16 protein-coding genes, 1 riboswitch and 1 other annotated feature are annotated in these 19591 nt (G+C 45.3%); of the genes, 5 read left to right on the forward strand and 11 right to left on the reverse strand.

Annotated elements, in window-relative coordinates; all coding sequences use genetic code 11:
* Positions 1-4: 4 nt before the first annotated feature.
* Positions 5-949, reverse strand: coding sequence for a homoserine O-acetyltransferase MetA (metA, locus tag L6I86_RS18805; protein WP_236289544.1), 945 nt, complete (start codon positions 947-949; stop codon positions 5-7).
* A gap of 113 nt (positions 950-1062) precedes the next feature.
* A riboswitch (SAM riboswitch) is annotated at positions 1063-1189 on the reverse strand.
* Between the two features lie 240 nt (positions 1190-1429).
* Between metA and L6I86_RS18810 the strand changes: the two genes are divergently transcribed.
* Both L6I86_RS18810 and corA read left to right on the forward strand, forming a co-directional pair.
* Positions 1430-1657, forward strand: a complete 228-nt coding sequence (locus L6I86_RS18810; protein WP_056609479.1) for a hypothetical protein — start codon at positions 1430-1432, stop codon at positions 1655-1657.
* A gap of 302 nt (positions 1658-1959) precedes the next feature.
* Positions 1960-2898, forward strand: a complete 939-nt coding sequence (gene corA / locus L6I86_RS18815) for a magnesium/cobalt transporter CorA (RefSeq protein WP_171630035.1) — start codon at positions 1960-1962, stop codon at positions 2896-2898.
* A gap of 86 nt (positions 2899-2984) precedes the next feature.
* Here the strand turns inward: corA and tyrS are convergent, their stop codons facing one another.
* Positions 2985-4241 carry a tyrosine--tRNA ligase gene (gene tyrS, locus L6I86_RS18820; protein ID WP_236289701.1) on the reverse strand — a complete coding sequence of 419 codons (1257 nt, stop codon included), beginning with the start codon at positions 4239-4241 and terminating at the stop codon, positions 2985-2987.
* Between the two features lie 62 nt (positions 4242-4303).
* Positions 4304-4565 (reverse strand) — a binding site (T-box leader).
* Between the two features lie 65 nt (positions 4566-4630).
* The gene (locus tag L6I86_RS18825) at positions 4631-5644 is read right to left on the reverse strand and encodes an HRDC domain-containing protein (RefSeq protein ID WP_236289546.1); all 1014 of its coding nucleotides are present in this window, start codon (positions 5642-5644) and stop codon (positions 4631-4633) included.
* 203 nt (positions 5645-5847) lie between these two features.
* Between L6I86_RS18825 and L6I86_RS18830 the strand changes: the two genes are divergently transcribed.
* Both L6I86_RS18830 and L6I86_RS18835 read left to right on the forward strand, forming a co-directional pair.
* The gene (locus L6I86_RS18830) at positions 5848-6141 is read left to right on the forward strand and encodes a DUF3055 domain-containing protein (RefSeq protein WP_056609472.1); all 294 of its coding nucleotides are present in this window, start codon (positions 5848-5850) and stop codon (positions 6139-6141) included.
* A 52-nt stretch (positions 6142-6193) separates the two neighbouring features.
* Positions 6194-6502, forward strand: coding sequence for a hypothetical protein (locus L6I86_RS18835; protein WP_236289548.1), 309 nt, complete (start codon positions 6194-6196; stop codon positions 6500-6502).
* A gap of 64 nt (positions 6503-6566) precedes the next feature.
* Here the strand turns inward: L6I86_RS18835 and L6I86_RS18840 are convergent, their stop codons facing one another.
* Complete coding sequence (locus L6I86_RS18840; RefSeq protein WP_236289550.1) at positions 6567-8051, reverse strand: tagaturonate epimerase family protein; 1485 nt, start codon at positions 8049-8051, stop codon at positions 6567-6569.
* A gap of 177 nt (positions 8052-8228) precedes the next feature.
* Here L6I86_RS18840 and L6I86_RS18845 point away from each other — a divergent pair, with 177 nt between their 5' ends.
* Positions 8229-9077 (forward strand): AraC family transcriptional regulator, encoded by an 849-nt coding sequence (locus L6I86_RS18845; RefSeq protein WP_236289552.1) that lies wholly within the window; start codon positions 8229-8231, stop codon positions 9075-9077.
* Between the two features lie 80 nt (positions 9078-9157).
* On the opposite strand, the gene L6I86_RS18850 is transcribed toward L6I86_RS18845, so the two are convergent.
* From L6I86_RS18850 to L6I86_RS18880, 7 genes are all read right to left on the reverse strand, one after another.
* Entirely contained in the window at positions 9158-11269 is a 2112-nt protein-coding gene (locus L6I86_RS18850) for an alpha-galactosidase (protein ID WP_236289554.1), read from the reverse strand.
* Between the two features lie 30 nt (positions 11270-11299).
* Entirely contained in the window at positions 11300-12118 is an 819-nt protein-coding gene (locus L6I86_RS18855; protein WP_236289556.1) for a carbohydrate ABC transporter permease, read from the reverse strand.
* Entirely contained in the window at positions 12118-12996 is an 879-nt protein-coding gene (locus L6I86_RS18860; protein WP_236289558.1) for a carbohydrate ABC transporter permease, read from the reverse strand. The genes L6I86_RS18855 and L6I86_RS18860 overlap by 1 nt, the downstream gene beginning before the upstream one ends.
* A 65-nt stretch (positions 12997-13061) precedes the next feature.
* Positions 13062-14396, reverse strand: a complete 1335-nt coding sequence (locus tag L6I86_RS18865; RefSeq protein WP_236289560.1) for an ABC transporter substrate-binding protein — start codon at positions 14394-14396, stop codon at positions 13062-13064.
* Between the two features lie 111 nt (positions 14397-14507).
* Positions 14508-16130 (reverse strand): response regulator transcription factor, encoded by a 1623-nt coding sequence (locus tag L6I86_RS18870; RefSeq protein WP_236289562.1) that lies wholly within the window; start codon positions 16128-16130, stop codon positions 14508-14510.
* A complete protein-coding gene (locus L6I86_RS18875) occupies positions 16105-17922 on the reverse strand; it encodes a sensor histidine kinase (RefSeq protein WP_236289564.1) in 1818 nt (605 codons plus the stop codon). Before L6I86_RS18875 ends, L6I86_RS18870 begins: the two co-directional genes overlap by 26 nt.
* 205 nt (positions 17923-18127) lie before the next feature.
* Positions 18128-19468 carry an ABC transporter substrate-binding protein gene (locus tag L6I86_RS18880; protein ID WP_236289566.1) on the reverse strand — a complete coding sequence of 447 codons (1341 nt, stop codon included), beginning with the start codon at positions 19466-19468 and terminating at the stop codon, positions 18128-18130.
* Positions 19469-19591: the final 123 nt, after the last annotated feature.

Consider the following 19591-nt stretch of genomic DNA (forward strand, 5'->3'; position numbering starts at 1 on the left):
GATTTTACAATTGCGAGCTTGCCAAGCTTTCATTTATGTTTACCGTCAACTCAAAAGGTGTTTCTTGATATACATAATAGTTCAGCCAGTTCGAGAACAGCAAATTCGCATGGGCTCTCCAAGTATTGTAAGGTAGTCTACTCGGATCGTTATTCGGGTAATAATTGTTCGGGATATCAATCGGCAGCCCTTTGGCCACATCGCGGTCATACTCCCATTTCAAGGAACAAGCATCATATTCCGAATGTCCTGTTACGAAAATATGCTTACCATCGCGTGTTGCGACGATATACACACCAGACTCCTCGGACTCTGATAAAATTTCTAAATCCGGACATCGCTCAATATCTTCACGATTAATATCTGTGTGTCGTGATTGCGGAACATTGAATACTTCATCAAAGCCGCGCAACAACTTCGTGTTCGGAACACTTACCGTATGTGGGAATACACCAAATGTCTTCTTCTCTAGCCCATATTTGCGTACGCCGAAATGATGGTATAAGCCTGCTTGAGCAGCCCAACAAATATGCAGGGTGGAAGTCACATTCCGCTTGCTCCATTCAAGAATTTGCGTCAGCTCTTCCCAGTAATTCACATCTTCGAATTCCATTTGTTCTACGGGCGCACCCGTAATAATCATACCATCCAGCTTATCGTCTTTGATATCATCAAAAGTTTTGTAAAACATATCTAAATGTTCGAGGGACGTATTTTTGGAAGTGTGCGTTTTCGGATGTAATAACACGAACTCCACTTGCAGTGGCGTGTTCCCGATCAAGCGCAACAGCTGCGTCTCCGTCGTTTCTTTGGTCGGCATTAAGTTAAGCAGGGCAATGCGAAGTGGACGTATATCCTGATGATACGCGACGGATTCATCCATGGTGAAGATGTTCTCTTGGTTTAAAATTTCTTTGGCAGGCAGGTTGTCAGGAATCTTGATCGGCATCCTGTTCACTCCTCTTCTTTAATTTAGGTTTAGTTGAAAAATCTATGAGAAATGCAAAAATGACCTTCCCTGGAATCAGAGAAAGGCCATGAAAAATCAAAGTCAATGTCCTTCTCTTATCTCCCAGATTCGCTGAAAACAGCGTTTCCGCAAGAATTAGCACCGTGCTCCCCTTTTTACAAAGGTTTGTCGGTTGCCGGGTGTCATAGGGCTAGTCCCTCCACCTACTCTTGATAAGAAAACGTAACGTATGCGATTAGCATTATCATACTATAAAATAAACGAAAGTCAAGATGGTTAGACCTGTACATGTCAGTGATCCTAAAAAAATAGTAGTTGTAGCCAAGCAATCATTAAAATGATACAATTTGTATTGTGGCAAGCTGTTTAAGTTTAGGTACTTAAGGTTATTACTAAGGATTAGCTTTTACAGATGATGTTTCTAAACGAATAAGAATTTTTGAAGAAATGAGGGCTATAATGTCAACCCAAACATCGGATAATTTCTCTGCATTCGCCTCCTTACATCGTTATTTTGCCTTTATTGAAACCGACAAACCTACACTTGAGCAAGCCCAAATCGCTGTCTCACAACTTCACCTCGTTTATGGGGCTGAGAGTGAAGATGATCTGATGAAGCGCGGCGGACCTGAGATCATTCAAATGTACACAGACGTCAAAAATAAGATTTTAAATGCCGCCAAGTAAGTTTTGGCGGTTTATTTTTTTGGCACAGACTTAGCCTATTCTCCATAAGCTAACTTAACGACAATTCCCCTTATTTCATCAAACTTTTTGGCTTGAAACAGGATATATGAACGGGTATACTAGACAAGTATTCGACACGGACGGAAAAGGAGGGCATACGCTTGGACGGAGAACCGAGGAGTAGTACCTGCAAGGCGAACGATCAATTTCAAAGTGTAGGAATGAAGTCGGTTAATCCATCATCCAGGGCATTGCTCTTCTAGATGTACTAACCGGCTGATTCCATTCAAAGGGGTGGGCAGATGAAAACACGGTTGGTTCAAAATGGTATTTTTACGTTAGTTGATGATGTTACTGCTGCGCTGACACCTCCAAGCCAAGGCTTTTACTGGATTGATGCGGGGATCGAGGACTTGGAATTACTTCAGCCTCTTTTCCATTTGCATGATTTGGCCGTAGAAGATTGCCTTAGTGAGGAAGAACAGCGTCCAAAGATTGAATTTTATGATTCTCATTATTTCATTGTTATTAATAGCATTCGTTTCGATGATGAAGAAATTTTCTTACGCGCACTTAATCTATTTCTAAGCAAACATGTGATCATTACTGTAACACGACAAAAAATTAATGAACTTCGCGCACTTAAGCCCTTCCTTTGGGAGGAAGAAGTGAACAGTGCCGATCGTTTCTTATATCATTTGGTTGATCTCGTCGTCGATAACTATGTGGCGGTCGGTGATCGAATCGAAGCGAAGATTGAAAAGCTGGAAGAAGATATTCTGATGGCGACGAAGAAGTCGCATTTGAATGAGATTATTGGTCTTCGTTCTGAAATTTTATGGTTGAAAAAGGTGCTCGTGCCGCAACGTGACGTCATTGGGACGCTCGGTAAAAAAGAGCTCAGATTGATCGATCATCAGCTCCAAAAGTACTTCGGCGACATTTATGAGAATGCCGTCAAAATCGTCGATACATTCGATACGCTGCGCGATCTTATGGGGAACTTACGAGAAGCTTATCAATCCAGCCTCGCGAACCGCGCCAATGATATCATGCGTGTGTTTACCGCGTTGACAACGATCTTCATGCCCTTGACCTTCATTACCGGTGTTTTCGGGATGAATTTCGATAATATTCTCGGACTGCATCTAACCCCTCATGGGGATGAAATTGTGCTAGCCTTTATGGGCGTCCTCGGCATTGCCATGTATGTGCTGTTCCGCAAGAAAGAATGGCTGTGATCAACTCAGATCGATGTAGAAATAAAGGGTGACTTCTAGCAGAAACGTAGAAATACTGCCGAGAAGTCACCCTTTTTGGCATTCAACTATGATAGCTTGATTCTAACAAATTTACGTTTCCCTACTTGCAGAATATCGCCATCCACCGGCGTAATTTGCGCATGAATATCAGTCAGCTTCTGTTCGTTGATTTTCACAGCTCCTTGTTCCACGCTTCGCCTAGCTTCCCCATTCGATGATTGCAACGATAAACTGACTAACAACTTGATAATGGACAAGCTTCCTGCTTCCAGATGGCTGCTGTCTAGGTTTACTTCCTCAATGTCATCTGGCAAAGTCCGCTTTTGAAAAACAGTAATAAAATGCTGCTCCGCCTCCTCAGCCGCTTCCACACTGTGGTACATCTCAACATACAATTTCGCCAGCCTAAGCTTGGCATCTCTCGGATGGATCGTACCCGCTTCGAGCCCTTGGCGCAGCTCTTCGATTTCCTCATTCGACAAGGCTGTCGTTAACTCGAAATATTTGAGCATGAGCGTATCTGGTATGGACATGGTTTTACCGAAAATGTCATTCGGCTGCTCATCGATACCGATGTAGTTACGCAGGCTTTTGCTCATCTTCTGAACGCCATCCAGTCCCTCGAGCAACGGCATCAGGATCGCCACCTGACCCTCTTTGATCTCATATGCCCCTTGTAGGGTACGCCCCATCAAGATATTAAAAGTCTGATCGGTTCCACCGAGCTCAATATCACTTTCTAAAGAAACCGAGTCGTAGCCTTGCATAAGTGGGTAGAAAAATTCCTGCACATGTATCGGCTGATTCGCCGCATACCGCTTGGCAAAGTCATCTCTCTCTAACATACGAGCAACCGTCACTTTACCAGCAAGTCTTAGCACATCGTCAAAGCGCAGTTCACCTAACCAAGTGGAGTTATAGTAGAAGGATGTTCTGTTTAAATCCAACACCTTGGCTAGCTGGGCCTGGTACGTTTGCGCGTTATGCTTTACGTCTTCCTCCGAAAGCTGTTTACGTGTCTCGGATTTCCCTGTCGGATCGCCGATACGTCCCGTGAAATCACCGATAATAAGCTGTACCTCATGCCCCAAATCTTGGAATTGACGAAGCTTGTGCAGAACGACCGTATGTCCGATGTGGATATCCGGTGCAGATGGATCTAATCCTAGCTTTACTTTCAACGGTGTCTCTGTCACTACCGCCTTCATAATCTTCATCTTCAGCGCTTCTTCCGGCACGATTTCCGCTGCGCCGCGTTTGAGGATTCGCAATTGATACTCAACTTGTTGCTGCTGCTCCACACTAAGCTTATCCCAAGACAACATACGATCCCTCCATTCGATTGGTTTATAAAAGAAAACAAAAAAGACAACCTCAACGTCCACAAAGGGACGAGAGATTGTCTCGCGGTACCACCCTAATTAAAGAGATTGGTTGCACGCCTACTGGCATGCCACTTCTCTTTCACTTAGAAAATTAACGACAAATAGTTTGCCGGGTGTAAGCTACTAATGCTCGGAAGAGCACGTTCCCTCCACCAACTCAGAACTGTAATTCGGACAATATGCTTGCATCGGTTTGCACCTTCCACCGACTCTCTGCAGCAGCGGCATTTCTCCTACTTCGGGCTTCGCCCATGTTCGTCATCGCTTTGACGGATATTAGATTATTGACCATTTAATCATATCCCGCATCCCTTTGTCAATGCACATTAACTAGCTGCTTGGATCGCATTTCTTTCCTTCTCTCTGCGAAAACGTAACCGAAGCAGACGCAGCCACTCATAAGCACGGTCGAGCTCTTTCCCCTTCAGTTCTTCCGTCCCGATGAGACTCTTGAGAACAGGCTTTAAATAGCGATCACCTTCAGATTCATATGCATTCCACGCTTTAATTTGCTCCTCCTCTGATATCGAAGATAGTTCAGCTTCCACGAGAGGATCCATATCGTAGCCTTCACGGTCCAAATCTTCCACCCACAACAGCAATTCTCTCCGCGGCATCGTCAGATTCGCCTGAAGATCGGCCAAGCTCCCGCCTCCAGATACGATTTCTAACAGCTTGCGTTTGCTGACTTCACGATCAAGTTCGATTCGCAGCTTCTGCTCCTTCTGAGCAAGGAGCCAACCCTCGAACTTCATCGTATCCACATAGTTGGCAACCCAATCCAATGGAAAGCCGTTCGTGCGTGTGCACTCGCCTATCCGTCCAAGCAATTGATCGGCGTACTGTGCTGTTTTCTGCTCGCCAAACCCGGGAATCTGCTGAAGCTCTTCCTTGGATTGCGGCAGGAACACTGAAATCATCCGTAGGACACGGTTCGTTGCGAGAATGTATGGCGCCTTCTTCTCACGAGCAGCCTGCTCACGACGCCATGCACGCAGTGACTCGAACACCTCTTCATTCGGATTCTCCTCACAGTAATACGTTAGCATTTGTGTCATTTTCGCTTTACCTGATAGTCCTTGCGTAAGATCTAATTCCGTGTGTACCAACGGCCGGAAGCCGCTTCTGATTTTCTCACGTAAGCCTTGACGGAATGCAAATAGCATCTCATCCCAGCTTATGCCTTGGAACCATTCATCCTGCGTAAGCTTACCCGTCAAGTCAGGTTCACTCCAATACACACTCCAAATCCCTTGTTCTTCGACAATCGAAACCTGCGCGGAAATCACTTGCTGATCCCCTGAATTCTTCTCTAACGTGTTAAGAAATACAATGTTCATCCCTTTCCATGCCTCCAGACGTTAATATGAAATAGTGTGAGAAAAACGAAAAAGCACCTCTTCCGCCCGTAGGCAGAAAAGGTGCTTCCCATTTCCAATATCCAAATCATACCATGTTTGTCAGTTAGGCGCAAGAACCGTTTTGCCCCCAGACTCTTATCGGTTATAATAGACCCATACTAGAAAGAGAATGGAGGGCCCTCATGTCTGATTATGACTTTTTATACGATCATCAAGAAGAAACAACAACGCGTTTTGTCTGTTTCGTTGGCAATGCTTTACACCGTTTTGACCTCGCTATCATGACCACAACCCGTTATTATGGCAAGAAGCTGGTTATCGATTTGCAATCGGGCCGCAGTGCTGTCATTGGACCGGACGATTTGAACGAAGAAGGCTACCTCGAGCATGTGTTTAAGATTAACGAAGAACAAGCTCAAGAGCTTACCGAATTTTTATCTCAAATTATCGGTTCCATACATTTTACGGATATTTAAGGGATTGTCGGGGGACACTGGAAAAAGCAAAACCTGAAAAGGAGGCTTATCCATGCGTAAGAAGTCACATAATACTCATATTGTAGAGGGGTTAGGCTTCCTCTCAGAAGATCGCCGTGTTTATACCGACCTGGAGACGGTGGAGTCCCAGCGAAACGACATGATTCCAGAAGAATTTCCTGAAGGCCCCTACGGCACTAGCATGCTGTCTGAGTCACTTGGAAAGAGCACCCCTTGGCGGGAGGATCAACGCCCTACCAACCGTTTTGCTTATGAGAATCGTGAGCTGCACGAAGGTATTTCAAGGGACTATCCTGGAGCAGATGATGCTTTGGGAGAGTCTACCGAGGGCTTGTCCTAGGAAAATGAGAAACGCCACGAACACCCATTAGAGGGATGTTCGTGGCGTTTTTTATGTTCAAAGGTTATTTGCCAAGCAATTCCAAGTGTCTGCCAATATGATGACGAAGACCTTCAGCAAAGGTATCTTCTTGATCAGCCAATGTTTGGAAGAACTCGTCTGCAAATGTGCGGCTTCCGTCTTCATTTTTCGCTTGAAGAAGCAAACCATACGTGATGTGCAGCAATTGACGTGCATTATTTTCTTCCATGTAATCAGGCAATTGAGCATCTGATACATCACTAAGTGGAACAATTGCGTTGATATCTGTTGTCACGTGGTAGTAAGCTGTCGCTTCCACAAAGTGGTCAAGCGCAAATTGGTGCATACGACGATACAGCGTAGGGTTCACTTTCGCTACAACACGTACCGCTTCGAGCCAATTTGTACCCGCTGTTTTTATGTGGAACAGGCCATTCGTGTATTGCCCGATCAATGGGAACACACTGAATTTATCACTGCCGGAATGGATGCTTAGCTTATATTCAAAATGAACAGCAATCGCAGCATGACTAGCTAGCTCACGCTCAAATTGCGCGATATCTCCGATGTAGTCGATCCCTTTTTGGAACTCACCGCAGAAGCGTGGCGCCATGCTGAAAATCGTAACACCACGGTCACGAAGCTCATTCGCTACCAAATAGTGTGCCTCAGGGGAAGTTGGCGTCGCTGTTTCATCAATGGAAATTTCGAAATCAACCGCACGATCAAGTGTAACGATATACTTACGATAGATCGCTTCCATGAAATTAATAGCTGCATCATAGATCAGCACATCTTTCTTCAAAGCTTCAGCTGTATAGGCAAGAGTAGCTCCTGGTACATTTGGTGCTGTTTGCAGGTAGCGCTCTTCATAGCGGCTGCGCAGGCTAGCAGGCAGTAGCTCATATTTTGCTGCGATTTCTGCTTCGCTCATGGATTCAATCGTGTTGTCGATATTCTCGGAGCAATCTAGCGTCAACATCGTAAAACCAAGACGCAACGCGTACTCGATGTCCTCTTCTTTTTTCAAGTGGTCGCCATCAGCGCCGTATCCGTCTGTATAGCCCTCTTGCAGAACGGCATAAGCCGCTGCATCCAATACATCCTCATAGGTGCGACCAGTCAAAGCAAGCTCACGAATACTTTGTTGCGCCAATACAGGACGAATATCTTTGCCGCGGATCGTTTGGATATGACCAGGACTTGCGATACCAAGTCGATCGCCTAAACCCATTGTTGCTACTTGCGTTCCGAACGCTTGTGGCGCTGTGTATGGCAAAAATTGATTGATAATCAAGCGATTTTCATGTGTAAGTGGGGCTACTTTCTCGCCATCTACGATTTCACCTTGCAGTTGGTCGAACAATTCGCCAGATCCTACGACGATTAAACGTTTTCCCTCTGTTGTGCGTACCATAAGCAATGTTGTATCTCCCACTTGGGTAAGTGAAGATGTATAAACTTTAATAACCTCGGATGAGAAGTCGTTTACTTTTCCTGCGCGTACTGCTTCTATAAGTGCGTTCATGTTCAATTTCCTCCTATTTGTGCAAGCGTTTGCTATTTCATCTATACATCCATTTTATCGCAAGTAAGGAGCGTTTTCTCTTCATCTATTCCTATTTTCCGCAAAAACTGTTCATATTTTTCACTGAAATTTATGATATACTTCAGTTACCTCATTTCCAAACAAGGAGCAGCGCCTATGTCACGTACCGTCACCTTCGGCAATGAAGATGAAGGCCCTTTCTACATCCAGCATATTCATCGCTCTGGATCTTTTGAGAGGACCCAGCACATGCATGATATGTATGAACTCTACTATTTATACGAAGGAGAACGCATGTATTTCATTCGTGATCGTTCCTATCTCATTCTTCCAGGAGATTTGGTACTCATCAATCGACGTGAACTTCATGCCACCTCCGACTCAGATAAACTCGGTCATGCGAGAGTCGTCATTAATTTTAGCGACAGCATTTTGGAAAATACGAAAGAAACGGCACCTTTCTTACTGGATGCCTTCACGCATGATACGCCTGTATTACGGCTCGATCTACCCACTCGGCGTCTTGTTGAAGACATGCTAGGTAAATTAATCCATGAAGCTAAGGAGCCTGCGATGGGGCAATCTTTTGCCATGACACACTTTTTAATCGAGTTGTTATTATTCACGGCACGTTTTGTTCGCATACATCCGGTCACTTCACCCGAACACGTCTCTCCTCTCCACCGTAAAATATCCACTATCGTGCGATTCATCAACACCCATTTCGCTGAACCGATGCGACTCGAGGAGCTTGCCGAACGATTCGAAATCAGCTCCGCCTATTTAAGCCGGATGTTTAAGGAAATCACCGGATTTTCGCTGGTTGAATATGTGAATCTCGTTCGTGTACAAGAAGCACAAAGACTGCTAGCTACAACGAGGTTGAAAGTCATCGTGATCGCTGAGCAAGTCGGCTTCGGTTCCCTCGTGCAATTCGGACGTGTGTTCCGTCAAATGACGAAAATGACACCGCTGCGTTATCGGCAGTCGGCTGTTTTGCAATAGGTAGGTAGAACGAAACCGTGCTGCTTGGCTCGTTTCGAGACAATCTAAAAAGCCCGCACAATGCGGGCTTCACTTCCAAACTAATCCAACCGTATAATACGGATCATTATACTTTTATAATCACCGCGCAGACTTACAGCAACACCAAGGTTCATAAGTGTTGAGCCCTGGCGGACGAAGGGTTCTCCTTCATCTATATTCACCTCATAGGAGGCATGAGACACTAGGCCCTGTAGAAGCAAATGCCGAACTTCAGAGCCAAAATGCTGCGATTGCAAGAACGTAAAAACAACGTTCTCGCTACGATCCTTGCTGTTATACTGATAAGCCGCTACATTTGAATCTCGCAATGATGACAGCCGATACATATCACCATTGAGAATAACCGGCCTGATCTCCTTATATAGCTCCACATAACTCTTCGCTTTCTCCAATTCTTCTGTCGACCATTTGCTGATGTTCGCCCCAATGCCCAAACCGCCCATCATCGCGCTATGGAATCGATAGGATAGAGGAAGGCTTCTGCCGTTAAAACCGTGTGGTGATTCCGTCACCCAACACATCATGACAGAAGGACTGTAGGCATAGGAGAACCCCTCCTGAATCGCTAACCGGTCACGCGCATCGGTGTTATCACTAATCCATGCTTGATCCGCATAGCGCAAAATGCCAAGATCGATTCTCGCGCCGCCGCCCGCGCACGTCTCAAACTCCACATGGGGGAATCGCTCCCTCAGCTCGGCCCAAATGGCGTACAAATGATCGACATGTTTGATCCACATGGAGGCACCAACATCCTGCCCCGAGGCAACCGTACCGGGCTCTGTCACGGTTCGATTCATATCCCATTTGATAAATCGGATATCATACTTCGTAAGCAAAGTCGTCATGAAGCCTAGGATGAATTGCTTCACTTCGGGAAGTCCCACATTCAACAACAATTGATTGCGCAGCTGTGTACCTTCCCGCGTCGGAAATTGATACACCCATTCCGGATGCGCTCGGTACAAGTCGCTGTCCGGGTTGACCGATTCTGGCTCTACCCATAGCCCGAATTCCATCCCAAGTCCTTTTACGTGATCGATCAGCTCCTCCAGGCCATTTGGGAACTTCTCCGCATTGACATACCAGTCTCCTAAGCCCGCTCGGTCGCTATGGCGCTCGCCAAACCAGCCGTCGTCAACAACGAAACGTTCCACGCCTAGACGAGCTGCCTGCTGGGCCAGCTCCTTTTGCCCTTCTACAGTTACGGCGAATTCCGTCGCCTCCCAAGAATTGTACAGCACTTTGCGCAGCTCATTTGTCGGCAGCACGTAATCCCTTTGGTACTTGTGCAGGTTGCGGCTCATCTGACCAAATCCACCAGAGGTAAATCCGCCGACGAATACAGGTGAAGCATACACTTCACCAGGTGCGAGCACAAAGGCGCTGTCAAAATCATTCACGCCGCCTACAATTCGCACATGCCCGAATGTTGATTTCTCCGCAACGATTTTCCAGTTGCCGCTCCAACCAAGTGCCCCAAACCACACACTTCCCGAGGTTTCGTCGGCTTTTCCATTGTCGATAGCGAACCATGGATTAGCATGAGGCCCCGTAAAGCCTCTGCGTGATTCCAGCACCTTTTTCCCTTCGGACAAGACTGTCGATCTTAATTGATATTCCCCTGCCCAGCGACCTGTCACATGCGTCATTCTGTAATCAGGTAGAGCCTGCACCGTCCAGACTGCCGCCATGACCTGCTCAATGCGAACGGACTCTGTCTGCGAATTACGCACGTGCACAAAGCGCTCAATAAGATCGTATTCTGGGATCGCTTTATAATGAACTTCGATATCTAATGGATAGTAACGATCCACCATCCGCAGTACGATTTCATTTTCGCCCACAACTCGATATCCTTCATATCTCAGCTTCAAGTCACGTACACCGTCTGCAAATGAAACTTTCAGTGCTGGTTCAGCATAATTACAGCCACCCCAGCCCCCATACTCCTCCGTTTCCCGATCGATTTCTGCATCGAATGAGCTGTGCAGCCTGCTTTTCAATAAGTACCCACAATCCGCTGCTTCAACGTGTGCGCCCCAATATAAGTGCTGAATGATGCCTTTCTCATTAATCCCGAACACATAGGAAGATTTATCAGTGCGAATTTCGAAGATGTTCGCTTGTTCCAAAACCGTTACAGACACCTATACCGTCCCCCTTATGTCTTCATGAATCTATCCCTTGATCGCGCCAGCGGCAATCCCTTTGATGATGAATCTCTGCATGAACAAGAAAAAGATGATGATCGGAATCATGCCCATAACCGCATAAGCGAAAGCAAGATTCAAGTCACTGCTGTATTGACCGAAAAAGAAGTACTGCTGCAGGGGAATCGTGCGGTAGTTTTTGTCCTGCAGGTAGAGCAGTGGAAGTAAGAAGTCATTCCAAATGTACAACGCATTCAGGACGAGTACCGTAGCCGTTACCGGCTTGAGCAAAGGCATCACAACTCGGATAAAAATACCCGGTGTCGAACAGCCATCAATCCTAGCAGCTTCTTCAATTTCACGTGAAATACCTTTCACGAAACCTGTATAAAACAATACACCCATCTGCACGCCGAAACCGCCATAGATCAGCGCTAGTCCCCAATGTGAATTCACGAGATGGAATGCTTTGCCGATCTGGTACAACGGCAGCATGATCACTTGAAAAGGGACCATCATACCCGATAGAAATAGGATAAAAATAAAGTTGTAAAATGGCTTACTTCTGCGCGCAATGGCATATCCAGCCAATGCAGAAGCGAAGATAATCAAAGCAACCGAGATGCCGGTTACAATCAAGCTGTTTATAAATGCTGCGGGATACTTGGACGTACTCCAAGCGTGCGTGTAATTAACAAAATTCAAGCTCGTCGGCAGCGAATAGAAGGAATCGAAGGTTTGCTTCGCTGTTTTGAGTGACATCAGTAAGGCAACATACATCGGAAACACAAACAGAATAGCCAGAATAGCAACCGCAACAAACGTGCTGTATCGTGTGATTTTCATTACATCTCCACTTCCCGTCTTCTGAAAATGGATAATTGCACAATCGTCACGATGACCAGGATGACGAAGAAAATCATCGATAACGCCATGCCGTAGCCTGCTTTAAAGGAGTTAAAGGCTGTTTTATAAATGAAGGTTGTAATAACCTCCGTAGCGAACCCTGGTCCTCCCTGCGTGGTTACCCAAACGAGATCAAACACTTTGAGCGAGCCCGTCAACACGAGCAGCAGATTAATTGTAATCGACGGCGCAAGCAGTGGTAATGTCACATGCCAAAACGCTCGGCCTGCTCCTGCTCCATCCATTTTGGCACTCTCTACAAGCTCGCTCGGAATGCCCTGTAACCCAGCGATATAGATAATCATGGGTGCACCTACGCCCTGCCACAGGGCAACAAGAATCAATCCGAATAGAGCATGATCGGGATTGCCAAGCGGACTTGTCACATCCAGACCGAATATGGTCAGCAGCTTGGGAAAGCCAGTGCTGAAATTATATTTCCAAATAAATCCAGATAATACAATAGAGAGAATACTCGGCAGGAAGAAAATCGTCCGAAACACGTTCTTAAACTTCAAATAAGAATCCAGAAGCAACGCCAGTAGAAGAGATAGCCCATTCACAAGCACCATTAGAATAAATGCATATTTAAACGTATTTCCAAGCGCGGCCCATACGTCCGAGTCTTGAAAAGCATGCACGTAGTTTTCCCACCCAATATACGTCAGCTTGCGTGATACACCATCCCAATTTGTGAAAGAATATCGCGTTCCTATCACAAATGGAATGAGGACAGCTAACGTAAATAACAGAATACCCGGAACAAGGAACAGAACATACCAGAACTCACCACGGATCATTCGCTTCATATTTCCCATAGGTTAAATTCCCTTTCTGATGAATAACGGCATAGGCAGTAGCCTATGCCGTTATAACGCTTTCGTTATTTATGGTTTTTGGCAACCCAGTCATCGAGATCCTTAATGATTTGATCAGGTGTTGCTTTCTTGAAAAACACCTTTTGAACATATTGTGTAAATTGTGAGTTCCAATCAATGGTCGTGGTAATAAAGGATTGAGAATCATAGGTTAACCCTTTATCGAAATATGGCTTAAGATCATTGACCGCGGGCGCGATGTCTGTTGAGGCGCCTTTGACAAAGCTGAGCGAGTTAATATTTTTCACCCAAGCATCTCCGCCCTCTTTGCTGGCCATGAAGGCAAGGAATTTCAACGCTGCCTCTTTATTCGCTGATTTGCTGTTCACGGCAAGAGAAGCATCAGGGTTGAATTCAAGCTTATTCAAGCTCTCGTCGTTGCTGAACGGATACGGGAAGTAGCCCATGCCTGTTTTGTACAATTCCGGATTCTTCTTCTGAATATCCGCTAAAGGCCAAGTTCCCATGTACATCATTCCGACATCGCCTTTGGAGAAGAGGTCTACGACGCCATTGTAATCGACGCCAAGCTGATCCTTGTTACCGAGGTCAAACAAGTCTTGTGCATGGGCGATAACCGTTTTGGACGCAGGGTTGTCAGCAAATTTCGCTGTGCCCTTTTCTATTTTGGTGAAAAAGTCCGCCTGTTTCTCTACCAGTGTTGTATTACTTGGCAGGTCTCGGCTCAACCACATGCCTAACGTCCAATTATCTTTCCAGCCAAGGGCGAAAGGAGTTTTGCCCGCTTCCTTTATTTTTTTGGCCGCAGCAATCATCGCATCGTACGTCCTAGGAACCTGGAGGCCGAGATCGCTGAATATTTTTTTGTTATAGAAAACGGCAATCGGGGTAGCGTTAACTGGCATAATATAGTTTTTACCGTCGGTTGCTTGCGCTTTCAATACGCTAGGATCGAAGTTGGACATGAAATCCTTACCCGTCAAATCCTCAAGGTAACCGCCATCATGGAGCAGCTTCGTATTACTGCCCGCATTTAATGTAAATACATCCACGATGTCGCCGCTGGCCATTTTCGTTTTTAATAGCGTGTAGTAATCATCATATTTAACAGGCTGTACTTCGACCTTGATGTTAGGGTTTTGCTTTTCGAACTGCTCGACGATTTTGGCTACACCGTCCGTAACATCACTTTTGAAATGCATAAACGAAATCGTTACAGGCTTCTCTACTTTTGCCGTTGCGGTCGCAGTAGCAGCTGGCTTAGTCTCGCTGCTTGCAGCTGGCGCTGCCGTGCTTGCTGTATTGCTGTTGCTGCCGCACGCTGACAATAATAGAGACACCATCATTGCCGAAACACTTACACTTGCAAACTTGTTCATATCTGTTACCCCTCTTCCTCGTTTTCGGTTAGAACAGTGCACGCTCGTTCTGAATCCTATCTTACGCTCTGAAAGAAGGAATCGTAATAAAATAAATTGTCGTTCTGATGTTTAAAATTTTGGTAGTTTAGTCTTAGCCGCATACTTTTCTCGGTATTCCGAAGGCGTTTGTCCCGTGAACTTTTTGAACACTTGGCTGAAGTATCGTTGATTTTCATAACCCACAAGCTCGGATATTTCGCTAATTTTATACTCGGACATGTGCAGCAGCTCGCATGATTTTTCCATCCGTTTACGCGTCACATACTCAATAAAGTTCTCAGAAGTCACGGATTTAAACTGCTTGCTTAAGTAACTTGGGTCGAGATGAAAGCGTGTGGCAATGTCGATCAGACTGATGTCTTCAAAATAGTGCGCATCCAAATAGGCAGCAATCTCGTGCATGGAATGAACAGATGGGGTCGTCCCCTTGCTCGCATGATACTCCTCAGTAGCCTCGGAGAACTGTTCGATGAAGAGGCTGAACTGACTGTGATCCACGATGCCTGCAAGTGAACGTGCATCAAATAGCTGCGGATAAACAATCACCATGTCTGACATCTCAGCGGCGGCCATTTCTGTTAACTTCTTCAGCGCCCGCTGCCCCTCACGGATGGTCAGTCCACTCATTTTATCCGCTTTATGCAGCAAATTCCGCAGCAGCTCGCGACTCTCTCCCCCATTCCCTGCCGCAAATGCTTGCTGCAAGGTCTTCAGTTCAAACACCGTTAACAACTCCCACGCAGCAGGAGCCGCTCCTGGGAGTTGTTCCGGGGCGTTTAACGAAAAATGGGTCGCATGCAGCGCGTTATTTCTCAAGTGATCATTGGCCATGTCATAAGCCTCTGGCAGCTGTTCAAATTTAGTGTACACACGGCTTAAACCAGCTACCACGTCAAGCTGCAGCATCTGTTTTATCACATTATGGAAAGACGTTAGTAAGTGTCGGATATGCGTCTCATTATAGGGGAACTCTGGTGCGTATAGACAAAGACTCATCCTATCGTCCGACTTATAGATAAGCGGTGCAACATCCTGTCCGTCAAAGGAGAGCACCTCAGCCAAAATATTTTCGATACTATACATTAACAAATCTGCATTCCCATGGAATTTCTTGATGGAGATGTCATGAAAGTTCCGGAACATACAGACAGCTAGCCGAAAGCTGCCTCTAGCGCTAGAGATTGCAAGTTCTTCCGCTTGCGTTTGGATATCTATGACATTCGTGATACGGCGGCTCGTCACATGTTGGAAGAACACTTCTCTCCGGAGCTGCCACATGTCTTGGGTGAATTTCTTTTGCTGCTGCAGTGTCAAATGGTTGTGGCTTGCCTCCATTGCCTTCACTAACGCACTTTTCAAATCTAACAGGGAAATCGGCTTCAGCACGTACTCACAAGCCTGATAAGTCACTGCCGCTTTCATATATTCAAATTGCGAGTAGCCGCTAATGACAATCACCTTGATCTCCGCATAATTGGTATACAAGGCTTCTAAAAACTGTTGACCGTTCATGACCGGCATGTTCATGTCCGTCACAATAATATGAGGCTTGCTAATACGTATAAGCTCCAACGCTTCTTCGCCATGTCGCGCTTCGGCAATAACCTCCACGTCCAAAGCTAGCTCACTAATCATTTTGCAAACGGACTTCCTTCCCAATGACTCGTCATCCACGACCATTACTTTGTACAAAGCTGTCACCCCCATTATAATTGTACGGAATTCGTATGCGAATCGCCGTTCCGATGCCTAACTCACTCTCCACCTCAAGGCCAAATGGCGATCCATAAACGAGTTTTAATCGTTCATGCACATTTTTGAGCCCGATGGATACTCCGTAGAAAACGTCGGACGATTTGTTCTCGAACGATGATCGCAGCGCACCCAACTTATCGCTTTCGATGCCTGGTCCGTTATCCTGCACCGTCAGCACAATGGCATCCGATTCACGCAGCACGCTCACGTAGATCCGCAGCGACTGCCCCTCATCCCGCTTGCTGAACGCATGCACAATAACATTCTCAATAATCGGCTGCATGACGAATCGTATAATCGCGCAGTCCATCAGATCAGTGGCGACGTCGAACTCAATCTCCAGCGTCTCCTCAAAGCGGAGCTGCTGGATGTACAAGTAGTTATTCACGTGCGCAAGCTCCTGACCAATCGTCGAGGCGACATTGCCTTCATAGAAGCTGTACCGAAACATGTCGCCTAACGCACGGCACATCTCGTGAATTTCATAATCCCCGATCAGTACAGCTTTGCCACCGATCGTCTGCAGCGTATTGTAAAGAAAATGCGGATTAATCTGCATTTGCAGCGCTAGAATTTGTGCTTCTTTATTGCGAAGCTGCATTTCGTATTTGGATTCAATCAACTCGCGAATTTTATCTGTCATGAAGTTAAAATTGCCCGTCAGCTCCGAGATATCATCACGATAATTGGCATTCTGCGGCAGACTGACATGGAAATTGCCTTTACGAACCGTTTTCATCGCTTTTCCGAGCAGCTTGATGGGTCGGGTGATGTAATGCTGTGCAAGAATCGAGAGCAGTGAAATGCTCAGCATCACGAAAATAAACGCCCCAATCGTCGTAAGCAAAATGTTCCTGCGGTTCTGTTCCAATTCAGGGTTCGGATACACAATGGAAAGCGAAATATTGCCATAATTGAGTCGGGAGGTAGCGACAAATAAATCCTTCTTCTTCAAAAATTGAATGTTCTTAGGATCATTTTGCGAGTTGATCTCCGGCTTTTCATATTTCGGTATGATATCCGCATATTTACCATTTGTCTGATAAAAGGGCTCGCCGCTGGCGTTCTGCAAGACGATGACGTTCGGCGAATGATTGGTCGCTTCAATCATTTTCGATAATTCCTTGCTCTGGATGTAAAAAACAAGTGTACCGAACTTCGTTCTATAGAACGGATCATAAATAGGAATCGAATAAACAAAGAAGTCCTGTTGTAATGTGACATCCTTATAGGTAAACATAAGCGCCTGCTGAAATGGCAAATCGAGCATCTCCTTGTAATGAGGAATGCTCTGATCCATTTTGACGGACTCGTAGCTAGCCGCTCTAGACCATGAATCTTCCAGCTTATTTTCTTTGCCGAAGATCATGATCTTAATAATGTCTTTGTTTTTATTCTGTATCAGCAAATCATAGTTCTTAATCGATTCCCTGAGCAAAATGATATCGGCATCATTATAATTAGCCCCATGCTCCATGAGATTCAAGATGCGTTCGAAACCATATATTTGCAGGGCAGACGAAGAAATATTACTGAAATATTGATCTAAATACCCCGCTAAATACTCGGCATTCTGATCCGAACTTCGGAACATCGAATTTTCCAAAGAACGCGTACTCGACTTATAAAAAATCATCGAGAGTACAAGCATGGGGATCAAGGAGATCAGGACACTGCTCCAAACAATTTTCGTACGGATGCTCCTATTAATAAATAGCCACCTGATCATGCTATCCCAACTTCCCCTGTTGTTCAAATTAAAATTGGATCGATTATACCACATTGTAACATCTATCCTGCTGCTTACAAATTCAACTTTTTGTAGTCTTGATGTTCAAATTTTTGGTTCACGCATAACGCTAAACAGGTACCCACCGTCTAAACACTTGTTCAAAGTGTCCAACAATGAGTACCTGTTTTTTTAAAATCTCCTATTACTTTTTGTTTTTGTCCAAGATCGCTGTTGCATCTTTACGGAAAGAGACTGCCGCTTCTTGAACCGTTATTTTCTTGTACATTATTTTCTCAGCTGTATCTTTTAGCAGCTTCTCGATTTCTATGGAACCAACTGGGTTCGGAGGATCCATTGGCGCACTGTTTTTCTCAGCCCAAGCGACATAGTCAAATACTTTGATTTCATTCGGGCTTAACAGCGGCTTCAAAGATTCTTTCACTTTGGATGCTACTGGTACTCCACGCTCACCTTTAATGATTTTATTCGCTTCAATATCATTGATCCAGAAATCAATAAATTTAGCAGCTTCCTCTTGTACTTTGGAACTGCTTGATATAGACCAGTACATACTTGGTTTCAAGAATAACCCTTTGTTTGCATCAGGACCTGGCATTGGCTGCAGGACAAGCTCACGTTTCGAAGCTGTAGCTAGACCAATAAATTGATTAGACCAACCATTGGAGGAAATGGAATTACCCAATGTCAACTCGTCATCCTCTGGTGTGCCTTTCTTTTGTGCAGCCTTATCAAGCGCCAGCACGCTTCCAGCGTCATAATATTTCTGAGAGCGAGTGAAATAATCAACAAATAGCTTATCGTCGGTATAACCCAGGGCTGTACCTTCTGCGTTATACATTTTTTGACCAAGTGTACGCAAGTAATATGGGAAGAAAACGTCATCTCGGAAGCCGCCAGTGATTTTGCCCGCAGCTTTCGCTTTTGCAGTAATCGCATCCATATCATTCCATGTCCAGTTCTTTTCAGGAGGTGTAATATTTGCTTTTTTCAACATCTCGAAGTCCATGATGCTGGTCAAAGCATTAACCCCTATGTTCATAGCTACGAGCTTCCCGCCTACTTGACCACCTGATACAGCATTTGGACTAACGTCATCCACGTTAAGAATTTTGCTTTTCGTAAAAGTCGTCAAATCCGCCAATTGGTTTCTTCCACCGTATTGTGTCAAATAAGAGATGTCCATCTGTATAATATCTGGCAGTTGATTCGCAGCAGCTTGAGGAGCAAGCTTCTTCCAATAATCATCGAAAGCTGCATATTCAGCTTCAATTTTCACGTTCGGATGTGCTTTCTCATACATTTCAATAACTTTCAGCGTATAATCGTGACGCGCTTGACCGCCCCACCAGGCCATGCGAAGCTTTACTGGGTCCTTACTTGCACTTACTGTTGCACTAGGAGTCGTTGTTGTCGTTGGCGCTGTTGTAGCTCCTCCACTTTGGTTACTAGAAGTACCCGAAGAACAAGCGGTTGCTGTGAAAATCATGGATAATGACATTAATGTGACTACTGCCTTTTTCATGGTTTTTCTCCCCTTTGTACATATGTTTCGGTATTCGTAATCGCTTACATTTCTATTATCTGCTAAAAATTAACATTAGGTAATCAAAAAAACCGTCATCTTTGTTCAATTTTCAGTTTCTGC

This window comes from Paenibacillus allorhizoplanae (assembly GCF_927798215.1).
Lineage (GTDB): Bacteria > Bacillota > Bacilli > Paenibacillales > NBRC-103111 > Paenibacillus_E > Paenibacillus_E allorhizoplanae.

Bases quoted from the DNA above. Each gene is read 5' to 3' on its own strand.
- metA (WP_236289544.1), bottom strand. From the start codon at position 949: ATGCCGATCAAGATTCCTGACAACCTGCCTGCCAAAGAAATTTTAAAC.
- L6I86_RS18835 (WP_236289548.1), top strand. From the start codon at position 6,194: ATGCGTAAGAAGTCACATAATACTCATATTGTAGAGGGGTTAGGCTTC.
- L6I86_RS18840 (WP_236289550.1), bottom strand. From the start codon at position 8,051: ATGAACGCACTTATAGAAGCAGTACGCGCAGGAAAAGTAAACGACTTC.
- L6I86_RS18865 (WP_236289560.1), bottom strand. From the start codon at position 14,396: ATGAACAAGTTTGCAAGTGTAAGTGTTTCGGCAATGATGGTGTCTCTA.
- corA (WP_171630035.1), top strand. From the start codon at position 1,960: ATGAAAACACGGTTGGTTCAAAATGGTATTTTTACGTTAGTTGATGAT.
- L6I86_RS18875 (WP_236289564.1), bottom strand. From the start codon at position 17,922: ATGATCAGGTGGCTATTTATTAATAGGAGCATCCGTACGAAAATTGTT.
- L6I86_RS18880 (WP_236289566.1), bottom strand. From the start codon at position 19,468: ATGAAAAAGGCAGTAGTCACATTAATGTCATTATCCATGATTTTCACA.
- L6I86_RS18830 (WP_056609472.1), top strand. From the start codon at position 5,848: ATGTCTGATTATGACTTTTTATACGATCATCAAGAAGAAACAACAACG.
- L6I86_RS18860 (WP_236289558.1), bottom strand. From the start codon at position 12,996: ATGGGAAATATGAAGCGAATGATCCGTGGTGAGTTCTGGTATGTTCTG.
- L6I86_RS18855 (WP_236289556.1), bottom strand. From the start codon at position 12,118: ATGAAAATCACACGATACAGCACGTTTGTTGCGGTTGCTATTCTGGCT.
- L6I86_RS18810 (WP_056609479.1), top strand. From the start codon at position 1,430: ATGTCAACCCAAACATCGGATAATTTCTCTGCATTCGCCTCCTTACAT.
- L6I86_RS18825 (WP_236289546.1), bottom strand. From the start codon at position 5,644: ATGAACATTGTATTTCTTAACACGTTAGAGAAGAATTCAGGGGATCAG.
- L6I86_RS18845 (WP_236289552.1), top strand. From the start codon at position 8,229: ATGTCACGTACCGTCACCTTCGGCAATGAAGATGAAGGCCCTTTCTAC.